Source organism: Thermaurantimonas aggregans (genome assembly GCF_003851885.1).
GTDB lineage: Bacteria > Bacteroidota > Bacteroidia > Flavobacteriales > Schleiferiaceae > Thermaurantimonas > Thermaurantimonas aggregans.
This window is the reverse complement of sequence record NZ_BHZE01000001.1, coordinates 1-16,984: the sequence shown is the minus strand read 5'-3', so window position 1 is coordinate 16,984 and position 16,984 is coordinate 1. Positions and strand designations below refer to the sequence as shown.

The following is a 16,984-nucleotide window of genomic DNA, read 5'->3' as shown; positions in this document are numbered from 1 at the left end:
ATAATCTTCTGGCTTACAAGATGTTCAAAATCTGTTCCTTGATTTTTTCGAGCTCGTCTTTCATCTGAACGACGATTTTTTGAATACCGGCGTGGTTGGCTTTTGAGCCAAGGGTATTGATTTCGCGGCCTATTTCTTGAGCAATGAAATTGAGTTTACGACCAGCATATTCTTCGTTGCTCATGGTCTCGATGAAGTAGTCCAGATGGTTGGTTAGACGTACTTTTTCTTCGGTGATATCGAGCTTTTCGAGGTAATAAATGAGCTCTTGTTCAAAGCGGTTTTGGTCCACCAGGGTTTCCTCACCTAAGGCTATGAGACTATTTTTCAGTCGTTCACGTATGCGATCGATGCGTTCCTTTTCGAAGGGCTCGATCTGCGCAAGCAAAAAGCGAATAGCAGAGATTTCTTTTTCAAACTCTTTCGTATGTGCCGAGCCTTCAGCCTGTCTGTGCTTTATCACATATTCGAGAGCGATAGTAAAGTCTTTTTCAAAGGAAAAAATATCCTCCTCTGAATGCTCTACGGGTGTCTGTGCAAATACATCAGGCATTCGAATGGCGGCTTGTAGCAAATCGGTTTGAAAGCCGAACTGATGAGATAGTTTTTTAAAATACTCTAGGTATAACATCAGTACCTCTTCGTTAATGGGCAATTGCGCTTCCTGAGAATCAGAGTGAATGGTAATATCTACTTTGCCTCTAAGTAAGTAGTCGGCAGTCAGTTTTCGAATGTTGGGTTCTAGCGGTCGAAATTCAGCGGGAATACGGAGGGTGAGGTCGAGCTGACGGCTGTTCAACGTTTTGATTTCAGCCACATAACGCTTCCCCCTCCATTGAAAGGTGTGCTTGCCGAAGCCGGTCATCGATTGCAAAGGCATATACGAGCTTTTAGCCGGCAAATGTAAGGGGATGGCTTTGGAATGGATTTTAAAATATCATGTTGCTTTTTTTGAAATTTAAAAATCCCTCACCTTTATACGAATGCGCTCCGGATACTCGCGTATGCGGAGTATGACTAGACTATCGGAAAAATGTCGAAGCTCACTTAGGTCAAATTCTCCAAAGCCATCGATCAATCTGTCGCAAGGTCCGGTATCGTCAGCATATAAAACCAAATGGGCCTGTGGTGGATACGATTTGAGTACAACCCCATTCCAGACCAAAAACGCATTACCTTCGCTGCAACCACTGTATTGAAAGCGAATTCGCACGCATAAGCCGTCCTGTATTACTTCAAGTGGTGTGGCAACTTGTACCTTAAGGGAATCTTCCACCGCCTGAAAGGGTTTAATGACCATGGGAGTGCAGGCGGGTTTTTCTATAGATTCAGGAGCTGATTCCGACAAAGTTTCTGTGGGATTGAGTTTTTTCACTTTACAACTCATCGCCAAAACAATCAACACACTACTTAGCCACCACCACCTTTTCATGCCAGGTTTTGTTTTGCGATTCGATTTGTAAGATGTACACCCCGGCACGTGAGAGTTCAAAGTGTTGGGACATACCTTCGGTTATGTCTGTCAACGTTACGCGGTGCAGCACTCTGCCAGTCATGTCGCTTAGAGTGAGCTCAGCTTCTCGTACGGGCCGTGTGTCTATAAATGAGAGGGTAAAGCGCCCATCCGTCGAAGGATTTGGAAACAACCGCCAGGAGGAAGAGCTTTGTTCAAATTCTTCTTGATTTACATAAAGTCCACCTAAACTCGTTTGGCCGGTATTGAGCGGGTCAAGCCAGGGGCGAAGTTGACGGTTGTTTGCTGTGCCGTTCTTATCCCAATGGTACCAAAACTTACCATAATAATCCGTACCTGTACGGAAAGTGCAGGAAGCCGAACCGCCGGTGAGTGTGCCAACGATTTCGCCGGCTGCATTAAAAAGTGGTGAGCCACTGCTGCCGCCCTCAGTCACGCCATGACCGCTCTGTGTAGCTACCCAATTGACCATCCAAAAAGCGTTTTGAGCCTGCTGAAAAGTGCCACTCTGCAGAGTGGCCGAGTAGGTACTGATCTTTTTTATGTCGCCATTTGGGTGGTGAATGCCTGCTCCGCCGATAGAAGGAATGTTGGAGCGGTTCCAGCCGGCGTAGAAAACGTTGTAAGTGGCCGGCGGCTGAATGGCAAGCTCCAATAGCAGCATATCAGAGCCGGTAGCGCCCCCGTTATCGTTAGAGCGGGCGCGTAGGCGGCCACCTGTTACGATTTGATTGGGCAAACCTGAGGCACTGGGCGGATTTACGCACGTAGGAGATTCCCAATTGAACCGAAATACGATAGACGCCAGGCCTACAGAATCAATGATCACATCGTTGTCATCCAGCACGCAATGCTCTGCCGAGAGCAGATAGGGTTTGCGGTCCTGAGCTGTATTATTCACCAATGTGCCTGTACAATAGTAGATAAATCCACCGATGGGCACATTCATGCGCGCTACACTGCGTCGCTGCAGCTGGTAGTTGTTGCCTTCGGGGCAGCGCACATTTACATTGCAGCTGCCCGATGTGCCAAAGTCCGTGGTGCGCTTTTCGGTATGCCAAACAGATGTGATCCTCACTCCCGGCAGCGAAGGTATTTCCACCGTGCCTTTTTCAAAGGGACCGATGCTTTCGATCTTATTGGCAAATATTTCCTCTCTGCGTTCGGAACCATTGTAGAAAAATGTAATCACAACCTTTTCATCAGTTGAGGGCACATGAAGCTGCACCCACACCTCATCGTCCGTACGATTTTCAAGAATCAAAGGCTCTGAGAGGTCGATATTTTTTGAAATTATTACACCTGCCGGAGTGAGGCGCGGGTGGGGATTTTTGCGAAGGGCTTCGAATACAGGATTTTCAATTCTAATTATTGTTTGTGAAAAAACAAATTGAGAAAAGAGGAGAAAAACAATAAGTAAGGATCGAGAAAAGTGCATGGAAAGAGAGAATTAAAATTATTTCAAAGCTATAATGAATTTAACAAAAATCGAATAGCCTCCGGAAATCGCTTGGTCCAATACAGCTCATTGTGGTCATGACCGGGAAAGAACAGGCTTTTGTACGAGCCGCTGACGCCCTGTCGTTCAAATAGTCGATCTACCGTCTGCTGGTAAGGTGCATACAAGGTATCAATACCCCGATCACCATAATCGAAGTACCAGGGCTTGTCTTTCACGGTATGAAAGCGCTGATGAAAATAGCTCATGAAGCTTTCGCCTGCGGCCGAAGGTATTTCCTGTATTAGCGGCCAATGAGTAGCAAGGCAGGCAGCGCCGTCGAAAATATCGGGATAGCGCAAAACGGCATACCAGGCGTTCAGGCCGCCCATCGATGCTCCGGCTATATAAGATTTGACTGAAGACTTGTTTTTCAAATATCGCCTTTCTATTTCGGGCTTTATGCGTTGAGTGACATACTGAAGATAGGCATCACCCACTACATCAGCCCGGAAATACGATGTTCCATTGGGACGCACAGCTGTGCGATAGTATTGCTGTACTTCAGCCGGTAAGGAGCGGAATGGCTTCTCAGGCGTGTATTCTGAGTGTCGGATGTCGCTGTTGGGTATCGCAACTAAAAGGACTGGTGGAATGTAACCGTTTGAAATCAGGCTGTCGAGCGATTCGCGCACCATCCAGGCGCGGCCATTCCAAGTGGTAGAGGGGTCAAATAGGTTTTGACCATCGTTCATGTAGAGCACATGTTGCACGTTTTCAACTCCTTGAGCGGGTATCCATACAAATACGCGGTCTTCGTTCGCTGGTCTGCCCGGTATTCGAAGAGTGTCAATTCTGCCGGGTTGGGCGATGAGTGTGCATACCGGTAAAAAAAGGGCTATCAAGAATTTTTTCAACATTCCAAATAATTTTATTGAATCACAACCAAATTTACCCTTGAATTTTCTTTTGTGAGAAGTACTACTCGGGTTTGGTTTTTCGAAAAATGATAATCAACCTGTAACCACTTGCTTTCGACGTCGTAGCCAGGCTTCAATAAACACTACCGAAAGAATAATGATTGTGCCGAGATAAAATTGTGGACTCATCTTTTCCCGTTCGCCGAGAAAGAGTGCAGCCATCAGAATGCCGTACACCGGCTCCAAATTGATGGTGAGCATCACGCTGTAGGGACTCAGCACTTTCATCACACGCACGCTTTCAATGAAAGCATAGGCGGTGCACACACTGGCCAGTATGAAAATCAGAAACCAATCGCCATTGAGCCATCCCAGCGAACCGGTAGTCGTAAGCGATGTAAAAAGCCCTTGGTCTAACCGATCTGAAATCCACAAATAGACCGTAAGTGCAATCCACCCGCCCGTAAGCTCGTATGTGGTAATCACATTCGGCTTCAGGCGCTTGACCATCAAACCGTTAATGACCGAAAAAAGAGCTGAAAGAAAAGCGCTACTCAGCGCCACGATGATGCCCAAGGTGTACTGCGTCTCAAAGTTGAAAATGATGTACAGTCCGACCACCACGGCCATTCCAAGCAAGATTTCACGCACATCGAGCTTCCGGCGAAAGAAAATCGGCTCCAGCAGTGCCGTAAAGAGTGCCCCTGTACTCAAACACGCCAGGGTGACGGATACAGTGGAGATCTTAATGGCGTGAAAGAAGGTAATCCAATGCGCGGCAATTACGCTACCTGCCAGTAGTAAGGTGATAATTTCGCGCGCCGATGCCCTGAAACTTCTTCCGATTATCAACAGATAGGTGACCAGCACTACTGTAGCCATCCACATGCGATGCCACACAAGCGTGTAAGCATCTACTGTAATCAAATGGCCTAGAATGCCGGTAAATCCCCAAATAAACACAATGAAATGCATGCGCAAGCGCGCGCTCAGCTGGCTATCGACAGACAAGGTAAACTGTGTAAAAATGAACTTTTAAAATTTGTGGGCAAAAATAGATTAGGATGGTTCCATCAAGTGTATCAACATCTAATCCGTTTTAATCCACTTTTGATGATGAAGCTCATCGCCAAGTTCTACAGTTACGATGTACATACCTCTGGTTATAGTTCCGGTCGGAATAATAACCTTGCTGTCTTTTATTTCCAGCTCATTAGCAGAAATTTTCTGAACAATTCGTCCATCGGGAAAGACTAACACAATTGAGCGTACATCCTGCACTCTGCTTCCCAACTCTAGGGTCAGTTGATCGCGGCCGGGATTGGGATACAGGCTAAATTGCGGGGTAAGCTCCCTAAGCTGACTGATGTGCAGGCTGACGCTGTTTTTTGATATCAACCAACGCTCAGGATCGAAAACCACAGCTGCTGCACCTTGAGGCAAGTAGTGCGCATAGGAAAAGGACGCTCCCGGCACAACTACACGCAATTGATGTACCTGCTGATTACTGTCGGTCACGCGTATTGGCAAAGGAATGTTAAACCAGGGCACAGAAGGATGGCTGGTAGTCTGAGAGATATTCATGCGCAAGCTGTCGCCATCCTGCCACCAGATGATTTGATAGGTCGGATAGCCCTGTCCGTAAATCCATTGATCGAAAAACTCTGTGAGCGAACACAGACAGGCGGATTCCATGTGAGCTTTAAACTGCGGTGTGAGTGCAAAGGCATAAGCTAACGAAGTGTCATTTAGGTAGTTTCGCGTTCCGGCGAAGAAAGCCGAATCACCCACAAGCCATCGCAGCGAATGCAGCACATATCCGGCCTTGGAGTAAGTGAGCCGACCGCTGAAAAGTCGGCTGAGATTAAGTGTGTCGAGAGTATAGACGGAGCCATCGGGCTGAGCAGTGATTTTGTTGATTTCGTTGATTTTGTAGGCCTGATATTGCTGGGGTTTGAGGTGTTCGTAGGTAAGTTGCGTCAGATACACGGCCCAGCCTTCGTTGAGCCAGAGGTCAGCCCATGAGCCACAGGTTACAAGGTCGCCAAACCACATATGGGCCAGCTCATGGGTAATCAGGTCTTGTTGCCATCCGCCCATAAAGCTCATTGTCTGATGCTCCATACCCCCGCTCCACCCAAATCGGGCATGTCCGTATTTTTCCGATGAAAAGGGATAGGGCGCAATCAATGTATCAAACAACTTCATCACCTGATGGGTGAATTGCACACTTTGATACACAATAGGGGTATCGGTAGGATACACGTAGTTAATGAAAGGGAGCGACTGTCCGTTGGATGGTAGTGTGATCGGCTGATCGAAAACCACATATGGCGCAACGGCAATGGCCACCAAATAGGGCGCCACCGGATATCGATGCTTCCAATAGCTGGTGTGCTGATTGCCCTCAACAGACTCAGCTACCAATAGGCCCAGCGAAGCTCCACGATTGGGCAGTGGGGTTGTAATGAGGATGTCTATAGAATCGATTTTGTCGGTCAAGCCGTCTTTACACGGCCACCAGTCGGGTGATCCATAGGGCTGAGAGAGCGTCCAAAAAGCACTGCCAAAGCTGTACGACTGCCGGCCAACGCTGCCCAGTCCGGTGCTTACCGGTGTACCGCGGTAGTAGATCACCACGCTGTCGAGCGCACCTTTGGCAAGTACATTTCCAAGCTGAATAGTAACCTGATGAAACTGATGCTGATAGCTGAGCGATTGCCCCGTGCGAAGGCTTTTGACCGAATCAACCGTCATCGTATTGCGCAAGTCGAAGACAAGGGTTCCAACGCTGTCTTGTAGAGCACGTACGTAGGTAGTTGCAGCCCCTTGAATGAACAGTATAGACGGATTTACCCAAAAGTGCAATCGATGATACACCACATCGTACCGGGCCATTAAGGGCGATGAGAGTTGGCCACTTTTCCATGGGCTGCTTTTCAACACTAACGGCCGCTTGCACACCATATCGCTATCCTGAGCTGCCCAATCAACCCGTTGACCCCATACCTTCGTTGTAAGCAGCACAGCCCCTACAACAAACCAACTGCGACCGATCATATCATTTGCACATTATACCCTTTTTGCTCTAACAAAGATAACACACCCCCTTCACCGAGCAGATGCCCGGCTCCTACGGCAAAGAGCATCGACCCGGTGCGCATAGCATCCTCCATCACCGGTATCCAGTGCGCATTCCTATCGGTGATAAAAGCCCTTTCTGCAGCTGATGGAAGTAATATCCAGGCCCATTCATCAAAGAGCTGCTTAATGCCTTCTGCATCTCCGGAGTGATAGGCGTCAATCAATGCATTCATGCCATTTTTGACCTCTTTGTAATGCGTGATGCAATACAAAAGCTGACGCCAGTATTCGTTAGTGGGAACTTTGCCGATGGTGCCGATGTGTTCTTCAAAACTTTCCAGCCCTTTTACGCGAATACCGGCGCTCACTGCCTGATACATGAGTTGCTGATCAAGCGCCATCGTTGGGCAATCAAATACATTTATCTGCAGCTGTGCAAGCAACACAAAGGGATGTATGCTCAGGAGCTCATCGTCTCCGTATCCCCAGTGGTACCGATTGAAGGTGCGCAGTTTTTCCAGCTCATTTTCGTCCATTATGACTGTTTCATCCGATCGCATGTCGAACAAATTAAAATGTGATTGGTACAGCGCATCAGGTGAAATATCCGTTTCCAGGTAAAGAGTTTCGATGGACGGTAGCAGGTCGGGCATGCTGGCCGGCCATTGGTATCGATCTGCACACACAATGTGCATGGTACCGAAGAGGTACGAAGGTTTTTCAATAGCAGCGTGTGAAATGCGATACAGCCAGGTGGTTACCGATCGGTTCATTTTATAAAGATGTGATCTTGCTTGCTCTGGATTTTTTAATTAAGACAATCATATGTACAGATAGAAGGACTAATAATTGTCAAAATTGAAGTGGGCGATTTAAACAGATCGACTAACTACGATTACCAGTTCTCCTTTAAACGGTCTTTCGCGTTGCATGCTCAAAAGTTGGCTGAGGGTGCCGCGAACGGTTTGGTGAAACATTTTGCTTATTTCACGGCTGAGCGACACCTCTCGGTCAGGCCCGAGCGCATCAGCCAGGTCGCTTAGCGTCCTTTCAATCTTGTGGGGCGACTCATATAGAACAATGGTTTCCTGACGTGCAGCCAGCGAGCGAAAGAAGGATTGCCTGCCTTTTTTGACCGGCGGAAAACCCAGAAACGCAAACTCTTCACACGGAAAACCGCTCTCTACCAAAGCCGGCACGAATGCCGTAGCACCGGGCAGACACTCCACTTCTACCCCATTGCGTATGCAGGCGCGCACAAGCAAGTAGCCCGGATCACTTATACCTGGAGTACCCGCATCGGATACCAACGCTGCAGTGACCTCACCAGCCAATGACGACACGATATGAGCAGTCACCTGGTGTTCGTTGTGCATGTGATAGCTGCGCAAGGGGGTCTTTATGTCGTAGTGCCTGAGCAGCACGGCTGTGGTGCGTGTATCTTCGGCGTAGATCACATCTACCGTTTTAAGCACGTTGAGTGCACGCAGGGTGATGTCTTCCAGATTGCCGATGGGAGTGGGCACCACGTAGAGTTTGCCCATCAGTCTTCGAGTATTTCGGGTTTGCCAAACTTCCGGCGCACCAGATTTTCAAGCCGGGTTACAAACTCTTTCTTTTCATCCCAATGGCCAAACTGAGCCCTTGCCTGATGGAGATAATTCATGGCTTGCTCGAAGGTTTGGGCTCCATTCATGACATCAATGAGTGCCGAGAGGGCAGCGTCATTGCCGTTGAAAAGGTGGCGCGAAAAGGCGATTTTGTCGTTCAGCCCAAGGGCAATTTTACTGGTTGCTGCCAGGCGCTCGTTCAGCGCCATTCCACTATCAGAAAGAGAAACTTCAATTTTTTCTTGTTTTATTTCTGCGTAAACTACCTTTCCAACATTATCTGTACCTACATACAAATTCTTTTCGGCTGTTGATTTCTCTATTTTTTCTTTTACAATTTTATTTTCAATATGTTCATCTTCAAATTTTAAAGTAAAATCTTTGTCGGATTGTATTACAGATTCAACTTCTTGTTTTTTGTTTGACTTTTCATTTTTCAAAACAATTTCATTTGTTACATCGGTAGATACATATACATTTTCCTCTGTGGAAGTTTCCTGTTTTTCATTGTATTCGACTGGATGCGTGTACAAATAGTGCATGACCACGAGCTGCTCGTAGAGCTCTCTGCTCCACTCCAGTAGCTGAGGTAAGTCGTCGCGTGAACTTTTGAGTATGGCTGTACAGAGTTCGTCGAGTACCTGTTTAGCTTCTTTAGCCATAAGATGAATTTTGGTTACTACTTTTGGTTGTTGATTTGTGGAATGTTTTTAGAACAATACAGAGGCGAAAGTACAAAAGCCGGGTGGATAGAGGTGATTTGTGGCCCAATGTTTAGCGGTAAAACGGAAGAGTTGATGCGCAGATTGCGCCGAGCGCAAATTGCCAGACAGAAAATCGAAATTTTTAAACCTGCCATTGACACCAGATACGACGATACCGATGTAGTGTCGCATGACCAGAATCGGATACCATCCACACCCGTAGAGCACAGTTCATCCATTCTTCTCTTGAGCGAAGGGATCGATGTAGTGGGCATTGACGAAGCCCAATTTTTCGACATGGGCATTGTGGATGTGTGCAATCAATTAGCCAATCAGGGTGTGCGCGTCATAGTAGCCGGGCTGGATATGGACAGCGAAGGCCGACCCTTTGGTCCAATGCCTTTCCTAATGGCTACGGCGGAATTTGTGACCAAGGTACACGCCATATGTACCCGCACCGGCGATCTGGCACATTACAGCTTTCGCAAGGTCGCTTCTGACCAGCAAATTTTTCTCGGTGAAAAGGACGAATACGAGCCCTTAAGCCGCAGAGCTTTTGTAGAAGCCATGAAATCGCGAACAAAGTGAGTTCGAGCATTCATCATCCTAAGCCATATTCACCGGCAGAAGTAGCTGAAATTCTACAAGCTGAGGTTATTGGTCCGGTGCATGATAGGCGCTGTTTGTATCACTTGTGGACTGATACCCGACAGGCTATGCCGGCGTCAGAAAGCCTTTTTTTCTGCCTGCGTGGCCCTCATTTCGACGCGCACGATTTCTTACCACAAGCTATTCAAAACGGCTTAAAATACGCTGTGGTCGAACGATTGCCATCAGAAATACCGCCGGAGGTCACTTTTTTCAAAGTATCAGACAACCTTGCAGCTTTACAAATTTTGGCAGCTCATCACCGAAGCCGGTTGAAATCGACCACTGTAATCGGCATCACCGGCTCCAATGGCAAGACTATGGTAAAAGAATGGCTCTATGACCTCCTGTGGCCGGATTACGATGTCGCAAAAAGCCCTCTGAGTTATAATTCGCAGGTAGGTGTGCCGCTCTCGGTCTGGAAGATTGAACCCCACCATAGCTTCGCCATTATCGAAGCCGGCATTTCTCAGCCTGGCGAAATGGAAAAGCTGGAACGCATCATTCGCCCTGATGTTGGTATTTTTACGTATCTGGGCAGTGCTCACGACGCCGGGTTTACCAACCGAAGGCAGAAATTGACTGAAAAGAGTAAACTCTTTCAGCAAGTAAAGAACATCATTTTGGGCACAGATCAACCTGAGGTTTTGGAATTTTTTTCAAATAATTTTTCTGATAGACATCTTTACAGATGGTCATTCGAATCAAAAGACAGCGACTTTGCATTTCAACATGTAAAAAATGACATTTACACTCTAAAGAAAAGCCCGTTTAAGCCTTTAAGTCAGAAAGAATGTGAATTTGCTGTTCCCTTCACAGATGAACTTTCTGTCAAAAACAGCTTTACTGCCCTTTCAGCAGCTCTTTTACTCACCAATGGAGACAGACAAATCCTGCGGAAAATGGCTGCTCTCACACCGGTACGCATGCGCATGGAATGGACACACGGCATCAACGACTGCATGATTTTGAACGACTCGTACACAGCAGACCCTGAGGCACTCGTGTATGCCCTGCGCACCCTTTTTTCATTGGATACAAGCCGAAAAAAAATCCTGGTGCTCTCGGAGCTTGACCAGCTCAAAAGCGAACAGCAACTGGAGTATTTTGATATTTTGCAGCGCGAACTGAGTGTGCAACCTTCTGATAGATACACAGTCTATTATGTTGGCAAAAGGCCTATTCTGCCCATTCCCTTTTCATCAAATGCTATTAAGATATTTACTACAACTGAAGAGCTTCTTCAGGACTTTAAACATCATCCGCCCACGCATACAGATATCTTGCTGAAGGGTGCCCGGCGATTTGGTTTTGAAAAAATCGCCCAAAGTCTGTCTGCACATGTGCACGAAACCCGTTTGGAAATTAACCTCAGTGCCATTGGACGAAATCTCTCTTACTTCCGTTCGCGATTGCCCAATAGCACCAAAGTAATGGCTATGGTAAAAGCTGCTTCCTACGGCTCGGGATCAGTGGAATTGGCGAGATTCCTTACTTCAGTGGGGGTCGATTACTTAGCTGTAGCCTATGCCGACGAGGGCATTGAATTGCGCAATGCACACATTCCGCTTCCCATTATGGTGATGAACGCACACCCACATGTGCTGCCGCTGGTGATAGAGCACGATCTGCAACCAGAGATCTACAGCTTCGAACAGCTTGAGCAATTGAAAAATCTTTCTACCACAAGTCTGATTAAAATCCACCTGAAAATCGATACAGGCATGAAAAGGCTAGGCTTTGAACCTGATCATGCTGATATATTGATTTCAAAACTTCAAAAGCTGCCAAATCACATTGTAGTAGAAAGTGTGCTCTCACACCTGGCAGCTGCCGATGAGCCCTTACATAAAGACTTTACAATTAAACAAATAGAGCAATTTCACACCATTGCAGAGAAAATAGAAAAAGCCATTGGATACAAGGTGATCAGACATATCCACAATACAGCTGGTTCATTGGACTATTTTGATGATCGATGTCAAATGGTGCGTTTAGGAATAGGTTTATATGGTATAGCTCATTCGCCGGAGATAGAACGCAATCTGCAACCGGCGGTAGAATGGTATTCGTTTGTAAGCCAAGTAAAGGAATTAAAATCTGGTGATTCGGTGGGGTATGGTAGGTCGTTTGTGGCTGATAAGCCGATGAAATCAGCGACTGTAGCGGTTGGATATGCCGATGGCATTCGACGCTCGCTTAGCAACGGAAAAGGCGGATTTTATATACACGGTGTGTATTGTCCAATCATCGGTCGTGTATGTATGGATATGACAATGGTAGATGTTTCGGGACTTGATAATATAAAGGCTGATGATCCGGTGGAAATCATTGGTCCACACCAGAGCATACAAGATCTCGCGCGTCAAATGGGAACCATACCATATGAAGTACTTACGTCAGTAGGTCATCGGGTTAGGAGGATTTATTACAAGGAGTAGGTTTTATTTACTCACCCCCCTCATCCCCCTACCGACGAAAGTTCAGGGGGAAATTTGTCGTGATCAGTGGCTCTCTGTTGCCTTTGGCATCAAAAAGGTAGGAGTTGTTTGTTTCTGAACACACAAAGGCGCAGATAGGGCCTTGAATTGGATTTTAGTTCAAGTAAAAGTTCAAATAATCACCGATACAGCCGTATCTCTCCCCGGCGAACAGGCATAACTGCGCCGTGGCGGTCAGTGTGGCGGATTACATACAAGTAAACCCCGTCGGGCACCGGACGACCCCGGTGGGTGCCATCCCAGCACTGGCTTACATCATCGCTCTCGTACACCAATTCTCCCCACCGGCTAAAGACCTGTATCTGATAGCTGCTCAGATTGTCGCCTACCACCTGAAAGCAGTCATTCCGCCCATCGCCGTTGGGCGTGAAGGCATTGGGGATGTACAGGGTGGTTTCACAGTTTTGAAGTTCTACCCTGAAGTCCTGCCGATAGCCCCCGCATGGGTTGGTCACTTCTACCCAATAGTTGCCCATCTGTCGGGGGGCAAAGGTGGGCGATGTGCTCCCGTCGCTCCACAGATAGGTGGCGCTGTCAGCCAATACATCGTAAAGCACCGGCCCGAAAAAGCACACGGCTGTGTCGTGTACCTTCATTTCCGGCGGGTCAATCACCGATACGATGACCGTATCGCTCACCGTACCGCAGGGAGTGGACACTTGCACCCAATAGCGACCCGATTGATTGACCGATAGCGTGCTGTCGCTACTGCCTGTGCTCCAGAGGTAGCTGGCCGGGAAGCCCTGTGATGCGTCCAACAACACACTCTCGCCCCGGCAAAGCAAAGTATCGGTAAAGCCAAGGTCCACCTGGGGTACGGGCAGCACCTTCACCGAATCGCCCATCGTCGTAATGCTGTCGCCATCGTACCAGAGCTGTACCTGCACGTAGTATGTACCATGCTGTGGATACTTCACCACGGGGTGAAACTGCGTGCTGTGGTTCAACGGCCCAAGACCGGCAGGGTCGCCAAAATCCCACCACACCGAATCGGCTATGGCCGTATAATTGAGGTGAAAATGGGTAGAGTCGATGCAAGAATTTTTAACAGAAAAAACAGGAGGTAATGAATTAAAAGGTAATGGTGAGGGAAATGTGCCAAAGGTACTATGCGGTAGCCCCTGATACATATCTAAATCAAATATGACCTGATTGATATCATCCGCATCAGAATTTAAAATGCGATGAACTTTATTGTTTGAAAGAGAAGAATTAATGTAGTTAGGAAAAAAAGAAGACTCATATGTGTTTTTTATAAAGTAGATTTCATTTAAACCATTGTAGAAAAATGAATAATTACTCGATATATTTGACAGAAGTAATAATAATTTGTTATTAATATTTTGATTAAGAACTAACTCTTCAGCTGTATTTGAAAACACAAGTGAATTATCTAAGTTGTACAAATTATATCTAAAAATCCTCAGATTTTGATTATTAAAAATAAATAAATACAAATATTTTCCTAAGTTTGAAAAAATACCAAAGTATCTAACTGGATTTGTAAGAGAAATAAGTTGATTTATTTTTGTGTCAAGAATCTTTATACTATTATCATTCAAATTTTTGATTATAATACAATAACATTGATTTAGTATAGAACTCCAATTTCCGTGAAATGATATTAATAAATTTCTTATTTTATCATAATAAATATAAATTCTCGAATTAAATAGACTATCATTTTGTAAATCTATTTGAAATTTATTTATTGAAATTTTGTTGTAAAGGTACAAAGAATTAATTGATTGAAGGTTTGGATGAAAAAAATAAAAAGTTTTATTTATTGAATCAAATAATAATACATTAAAATTTCCAAGTCGTGATGTAAACGATACAATATGTGAAAAAATATGACCATAAAAGCTTGTTGAATTAGAAAGTGTAACAGTTAACTCATTTATAGAATCGATTATAAAAGATGATGATAAAATAATTTTATTCAATCTTAACTTAATAGAGCTGAAATTAAGATGAAAAGCAGGAAGAAAAACATTATAATTATTAGCTGTATCTACATAACAAAAAAAATGATATATCACCGAATCCGGATCGTCGGGAAATTTGAGAAAATTAGATGGTAAAAACGTATACATTGGATCTATGTATTTACTACAGGCATCACCTAAAAATTGGTGATTTGCATCGAAGTATTTGCCATTGAGAAAATAAAATTTTATCTTTCCATCTTCATCAGGCCACACCGATACCTGATTGCTCCACTGCCTGAAAGGAGGAAAGGTGCGCTGCTGCCATGACGGCACCTGTGAAAACACCGGAGTGCCCGTTGTCAGGTCCATCATAATGCCTTCTCCAAAAATGACCTGCTTCATTTGCTGACCATAGCTGACCAGCAAATGGGCAGTTGTTAAAAGCATTATTTTTAAAACCTTATTCATTGTATCAGCAATTTCTTATTAATACCATTTTTTGCGGTAATTAAGTATATACCTTTTGAAAATTGATTTAATATATTTTGAACTTCACTTACGTTACCTCTAAAAAGAATTTTACCAGAAATATCATTAACTGTAATGTGTTGATCAACATCAAATATTTCGACTAACTTTATTCCTTGTTCAAATTTATCTTTATACAGAACAAGTGTATTCTCTGGATTTTGATATCTATATGCTGGTGATGGTGGAGTTCTCGCTGCTTTGAAATAAATATTTTCATCAGTACTCCACCAGCACATGGCATATAAATCTGTCAGTTTATTACATGTATTAGATGCTATGGATGGATACAAAAAAATTGTAACCCGAAGTAATGTTTACATTTCCATCTTTATAGATAGATGAATGAATCGTACCATGAATTTCTGTGCCGAGTATGTTAATTTTGCCATGAAAATTATTTGACCAAATTATATCTGCAAAATCACCGTGTACAGCTATGGCAGGTTTTTGAGCAAATGTGCCAGATATGTTTATATCTGTCCAAGAGGGTGAAAGAGCATTTGCGTGAGAATAAAATATTTGATTATTTGATTCAACAGTAATTATGTATGATTGATCTGTATATACATATTGTGGAGGGTCAAAAATTATTAAATTTCCATCAATTCTAGGTTTTACATCATATAAATTATTAATACTTAGGGGAATTTCTGGAGCAAAAATATTAGTTCCTATAATTGAAGAGGTTTCATGAACATAATCAACCATATTATCATAATATATGTTATTTTCATATCCACAGAAAGTAAATTGATAAATAAAATCATTATTAAACTTAATTAAATTAATATCTGGATTTGTTCTGTTTACATAACTTCTAATTGGGCTATTAATTGGAGTTGATAAATTTGTAATCGTAAGTGGTCCATTAAAAGAAGAATTAAATGTGCCCTCATAATACTCCAAATCGGGTATTCCTGTCAAATTTTGATAAACAACAGCAACTTTTGAACCCGAAAACTCGCAATCTATTTCTCTATCTATATTCGGATGTCGTCCATTTGTTGACAAAATAGTCGCTGACCCAAGTGATAAGGTGGCCGCAACCGGCGGACTGCAGGTGAACTCGTGCAAAACGATATCTGTACCAAGTTCGTATACCACATAGCCCCATACTCCCTCTCTGCCCACAATAATGTCCGGGTCATGTGCGCCGATGGGCAGCGAAAGCACCTGTGGCGGATTGCCGGAGCCGGGCACATAGTAGGCTATGCCGGGGTTGTCGCCGTCCCAACAATAGACCTGTGCCACGTTTTGCGGGCAAGTGGGACACCAACATTGGTCGGCGCCGGTGTATTGTACGTTGGGATAGGGACCTCCGGGCATCATCTGGTCAGGTGTGTTGGCGGGATTAACGGGCTGTGCAGTAAGTGCAATGGTGCTGAGCCATGTATGTATGGCTATATATGCAGCTGATATACAGCGCTTTACACCCCCCCAATGGGGATACGAGGTGCGTGCGAGGTGTGTAGTAAGTGTTTCATGACGAGTGGGTTGTTTGGTTGGTTGTTCAAAGATAAAAAACAGGGTTGATTTTGGGGGAATTTTAACATTTTGTGGTCAGTTTCATGGTTTTAGTGACGGGCTCTATTTTGTTCTACTCACCCCCGGCCCCTCTCTATTGCCTACGGCAACAAAGAGGGGGGAAAGAAGTCCTTCTTTAAATCCACTCGTCGGATTTAGAGAGGGATTTAGGGTGAGTAAAAAAAACGGATAAATGATTTGCCGATAAAAGGCTATTGACAGTTCGCTCGGATGAGATTTTTCTGTTCACTACCCCCCCTGCCCCTACCGACGAAAGCTCAGAGGAGATTTGTCGGGATCTGTGGATCTATTTCCATTGGATTTATTGGGGGGGGGAGTTATTGCCTGCAGGACTCGCTAATGGGTGTTGAAGGGGTGTGGGTTTTGGGTAGGTTTATGGTTTTGGACTATGTGAATGCGCTGCCGCGCGGGCGTTCCTTTTTGTCTTGACACAAAAAGGAACCAAAAAGGTCAAGCCTGAAAACCTTTTCTCCACGACAGCTACGGCCGGCATTCTTCTCAGCGAAGCCGGAATGTCGGCCGGCTGACGTGTGTACTTAGTAGCTGGTGTTTCTGGCGGCCTCGCCAGCTTCTTTCTTTGCCCCACAGCGGGGAATGC

At 45.1% G+C, this 16,984-nt stretch carries 15 protein-coding genes; 2 read left to right on the top strand and 13 right to left on the bottom strand.

All coding sequences use genetic code 11. From position 1 onward, the window contains the following. Positions 1-13: 13 nt before the first annotated feature. The 9 genes from EIP89_RS00070 to EIP89_RS00030 form a co-directional block, all read right to left on the bottom strand. Positions 14-880 carry a YicC family protein gene (locus EIP89_RS00070; RefSeq protein ID WP_245966071.1) on the bottom strand — a complete coding sequence of 289 codons (867 nt, stop codon included), beginning with the start codon at positions 878-880 and terminating at the stop codon, positions 14-16. A gap of 78 nt (positions 881-958) precedes the next feature. Beyond that, entirely contained in the window at positions 959-1,432 is a 474-nt protein-coding gene (locus EIP89_RS00065) for a hypothetical protein (protein ID WP_124396612.1), read from the bottom strand. Beyond that, positions 1,407-2,912: a T9SS type A sorting domain-containing protein gene (locus tag EIP89_RS00060; RefSeq protein WP_124396611.1), complete on the bottom strand. Its 1,506-nt coding sequence runs from the start codon at positions 2,910-2,912 to the stop codon at positions 1,407-1,409. The genes EIP89_RS00065 and EIP89_RS00060 overlap by 26 nt, the downstream gene beginning before the upstream one ends. Positions 2,913-2,941: 29 nt before the next feature. Further along, on the bottom strand, positions 2,942-3,832 hold the full coding sequence (locus tag EIP89_RS00055) for an alpha/beta hydrolase (protein WP_124396610.1): 891 nt from the start codon (positions 3,830-3,832) through the stop codon (positions 2,942-2,944). A gap of 93 nt (positions 3,833-3,925) precedes the next feature. Continuing rightward, positions 3,926-4,843 (bottom strand): DMT family transporter, encoded by a 918-nt coding sequence (locus EIP89_RS00050; RefSeq protein ID WP_245966070.1) that lies wholly within the window; start codon positions 4,841-4,843, stop codon positions 3,926-3,928. A 78-nt stretch (positions 4,844-4,921) separates the two neighbouring features. Then, positions 4,922-6,892: a M1 family metallopeptidase gene (locus tag EIP89_RS00045; RefSeq protein WP_124396609.1), complete on the bottom strand. Its 1,971-nt coding sequence runs from the start codon at positions 6,890-6,892 to the stop codon at positions 4,922-4,924. After that, entirely contained in the window at positions 6,889-7,689 is an 801-nt protein-coding gene (locus tag EIP89_RS00040) for a TraB/GumN family protein (protein ID WP_124396608.1), read from the bottom strand. The genes EIP89_RS00045 and EIP89_RS00040 overlap by 4 nt, the downstream gene beginning before the upstream one ends. Positions 7,690-7,788: 99 nt before the next feature. After that, on the bottom strand, positions 7,789-8,460 hold the full coding sequence (gene rsmI, locus EIP89_RS00035) for a 16S rRNA (cytidine(1402)-2'-O)-methyltransferase (protein WP_124396607.1): 672 nt from the start codon (positions 8,458-8,460) through the stop codon (positions 7,789-7,791). Next, the gene (locus EIP89_RS00030; RefSeq protein ID WP_124396606.1) at positions 8,460-9,188 is read right to left on the bottom strand and encodes a DUF8457 domain-containing protein; all 729 of its coding nucleotides are present in this window, start codon (positions 9,186-9,188) and stop codon (positions 8,460-8,462) included. The genes rsmI and EIP89_RS00030 overlap by 1 nt, the downstream gene beginning before the upstream one ends. Before the next feature lie 42 nt (positions 9,189-9,230). Here EIP89_RS00030 and EIP89_RS00025 point away from each other — a divergent pair, with 42 nt between their 5' ends. After that, on the top strand, positions 9,231-9,818 hold the full coding sequence (locus tag EIP89_RS00025) for a thymidine kinase (RefSeq protein WP_124396792.1): 588 nt from the start codon (positions 9,231-9,233) through the stop codon (positions 9,816-9,818). Further along, positions 9,815-12,319 (top strand): bifunctional UDP-N-acetylmuramoyl-tripeptide:D-alanyl-D-alanine ligase/alanine racemase, encoded by a 2,505-nt coding sequence (locus EIP89_RS00020; RefSeq protein WP_160160464.1) that lies wholly within the window; start codon positions 9,815-9,817, stop codon positions 12,317-12,319. The genes EIP89_RS00025 and EIP89_RS00020 overlap by 4 nt, the downstream gene beginning before the upstream one ends. A 179-nt stretch (positions 12,320-12,498) precedes the next feature. Here the strand turns inward: EIP89_RS00020 and EIP89_RS11425 are convergent, their stop codons facing one another. From EIP89_RS11425 to EIP89_RS11560, 4 genes are all read right to left on the bottom strand, one after another. Then, positions 12,499-13,785 (bottom strand): T9SS type B sorting domain-containing protein, encoded by a 1,287-nt coding sequence (locus tag EIP89_RS11425; RefSeq protein WP_160160463.1) that lies wholly within the window; start codon positions 13,783-13,785, stop codon positions 12,499-12,501. A 989-nt stretch (positions 13,786-14,774) separates the two neighbouring features. Continuing rightward, positions 14,775-15,131: a T9SS type A sorting domain-containing protein gene (locus EIP89_RS00010; RefSeq protein ID WP_124396603.1), complete on the bottom strand. Its 357-nt coding sequence runs from the start codon at positions 15,129-15,131 to the stop codon at positions 14,775-14,777. Next, positions 15,109-16,170, bottom strand: coding sequence for a hypothetical protein (locus EIP89_RS00005; protein ID WP_124396602.1), 1,062 nt, complete (start codon positions 16,168-16,170; stop codon positions 15,109-15,111). The genes EIP89_RS00010 and EIP89_RS00005 overlap by 23 nt, the downstream gene beginning before the upstream one ends. A 589-nt stretch (positions 16,171-16,759) precedes the next feature. After that, a partial coding sequence (locus EIP89_RS11560) for a hypothetical protein (RefSeq protein WP_218019299.1) occupies positions 16,760-16,984 on the bottom strand: 225 nt, incomplete at its 5' end.

Coding starts and splice junctions, on each gene's coding strand:
- EIP89_RS00070 (WP_245966071.1), bottom strand. CDS start 880: ATGCCTTTGCAATCGATGACCGGCTTCGGCAAGCACACCTTTCAATGG.
- EIP89_RS00065 (WP_124396612.1), bottom strand. CDS start 1,432: ATGAAAAGGTGGTGGTGGCTAAGTAGTGTGTTGATTGTTTTGGCGATG.
- EIP89_RS00060 (WP_124396611.1), bottom strand. CDS start 2,912: ATGCACTTTTCTCGATCCTTACTTATTGTTTTTCTCCTCTTTTCTCAA.
- EIP89_RS00055 (WP_124396610.1), bottom strand. CDS start 3,832: ATGTTGAAAAAATTCTTGATAGCCCTTTTTTTACCGGTATGCACACTC.
- EIP89_RS00045 (WP_124396609.1), bottom strand. CDS start 6,892: ATGATCGGTCGCAGTTGGTTTGTTGTAGGGGCTGTGCTGCTTACAACG.
- EIP89_RS00040 (WP_124396608.1), bottom strand. CDS start 7,689: ATGAACCGATCGGTAACCACCTGGCTGTATCGCATTTCACACGCTGCT.
- rsmI (WP_124396607.1), bottom strand. CDS start 8,460: ATGGGCAAACTCTACGTGGTGCCCACTCCCATCGGCAATCTGGAAGAC.
- EIP89_RS00030 (WP_124396606.1), bottom strand. CDS start 9,188: ATGGCTAAAGAAGCTAAACAGGTACTCGACGAACTCTGTACAGCCATA.
- EIP89_RS00025 (WP_124396792.1), top strand. CDS start 9,231: ATGTTTTTAGAACAATACAGAGGCGAAAGTACAAAAGCCGGGTGGATA.
- EIP89_RS00005 (WP_124396602.1), bottom strand. CDS start 16,170: ATGATGCCCGGAGGTCCCTATCCCAACGTACAATACACCGGCGCCGAC.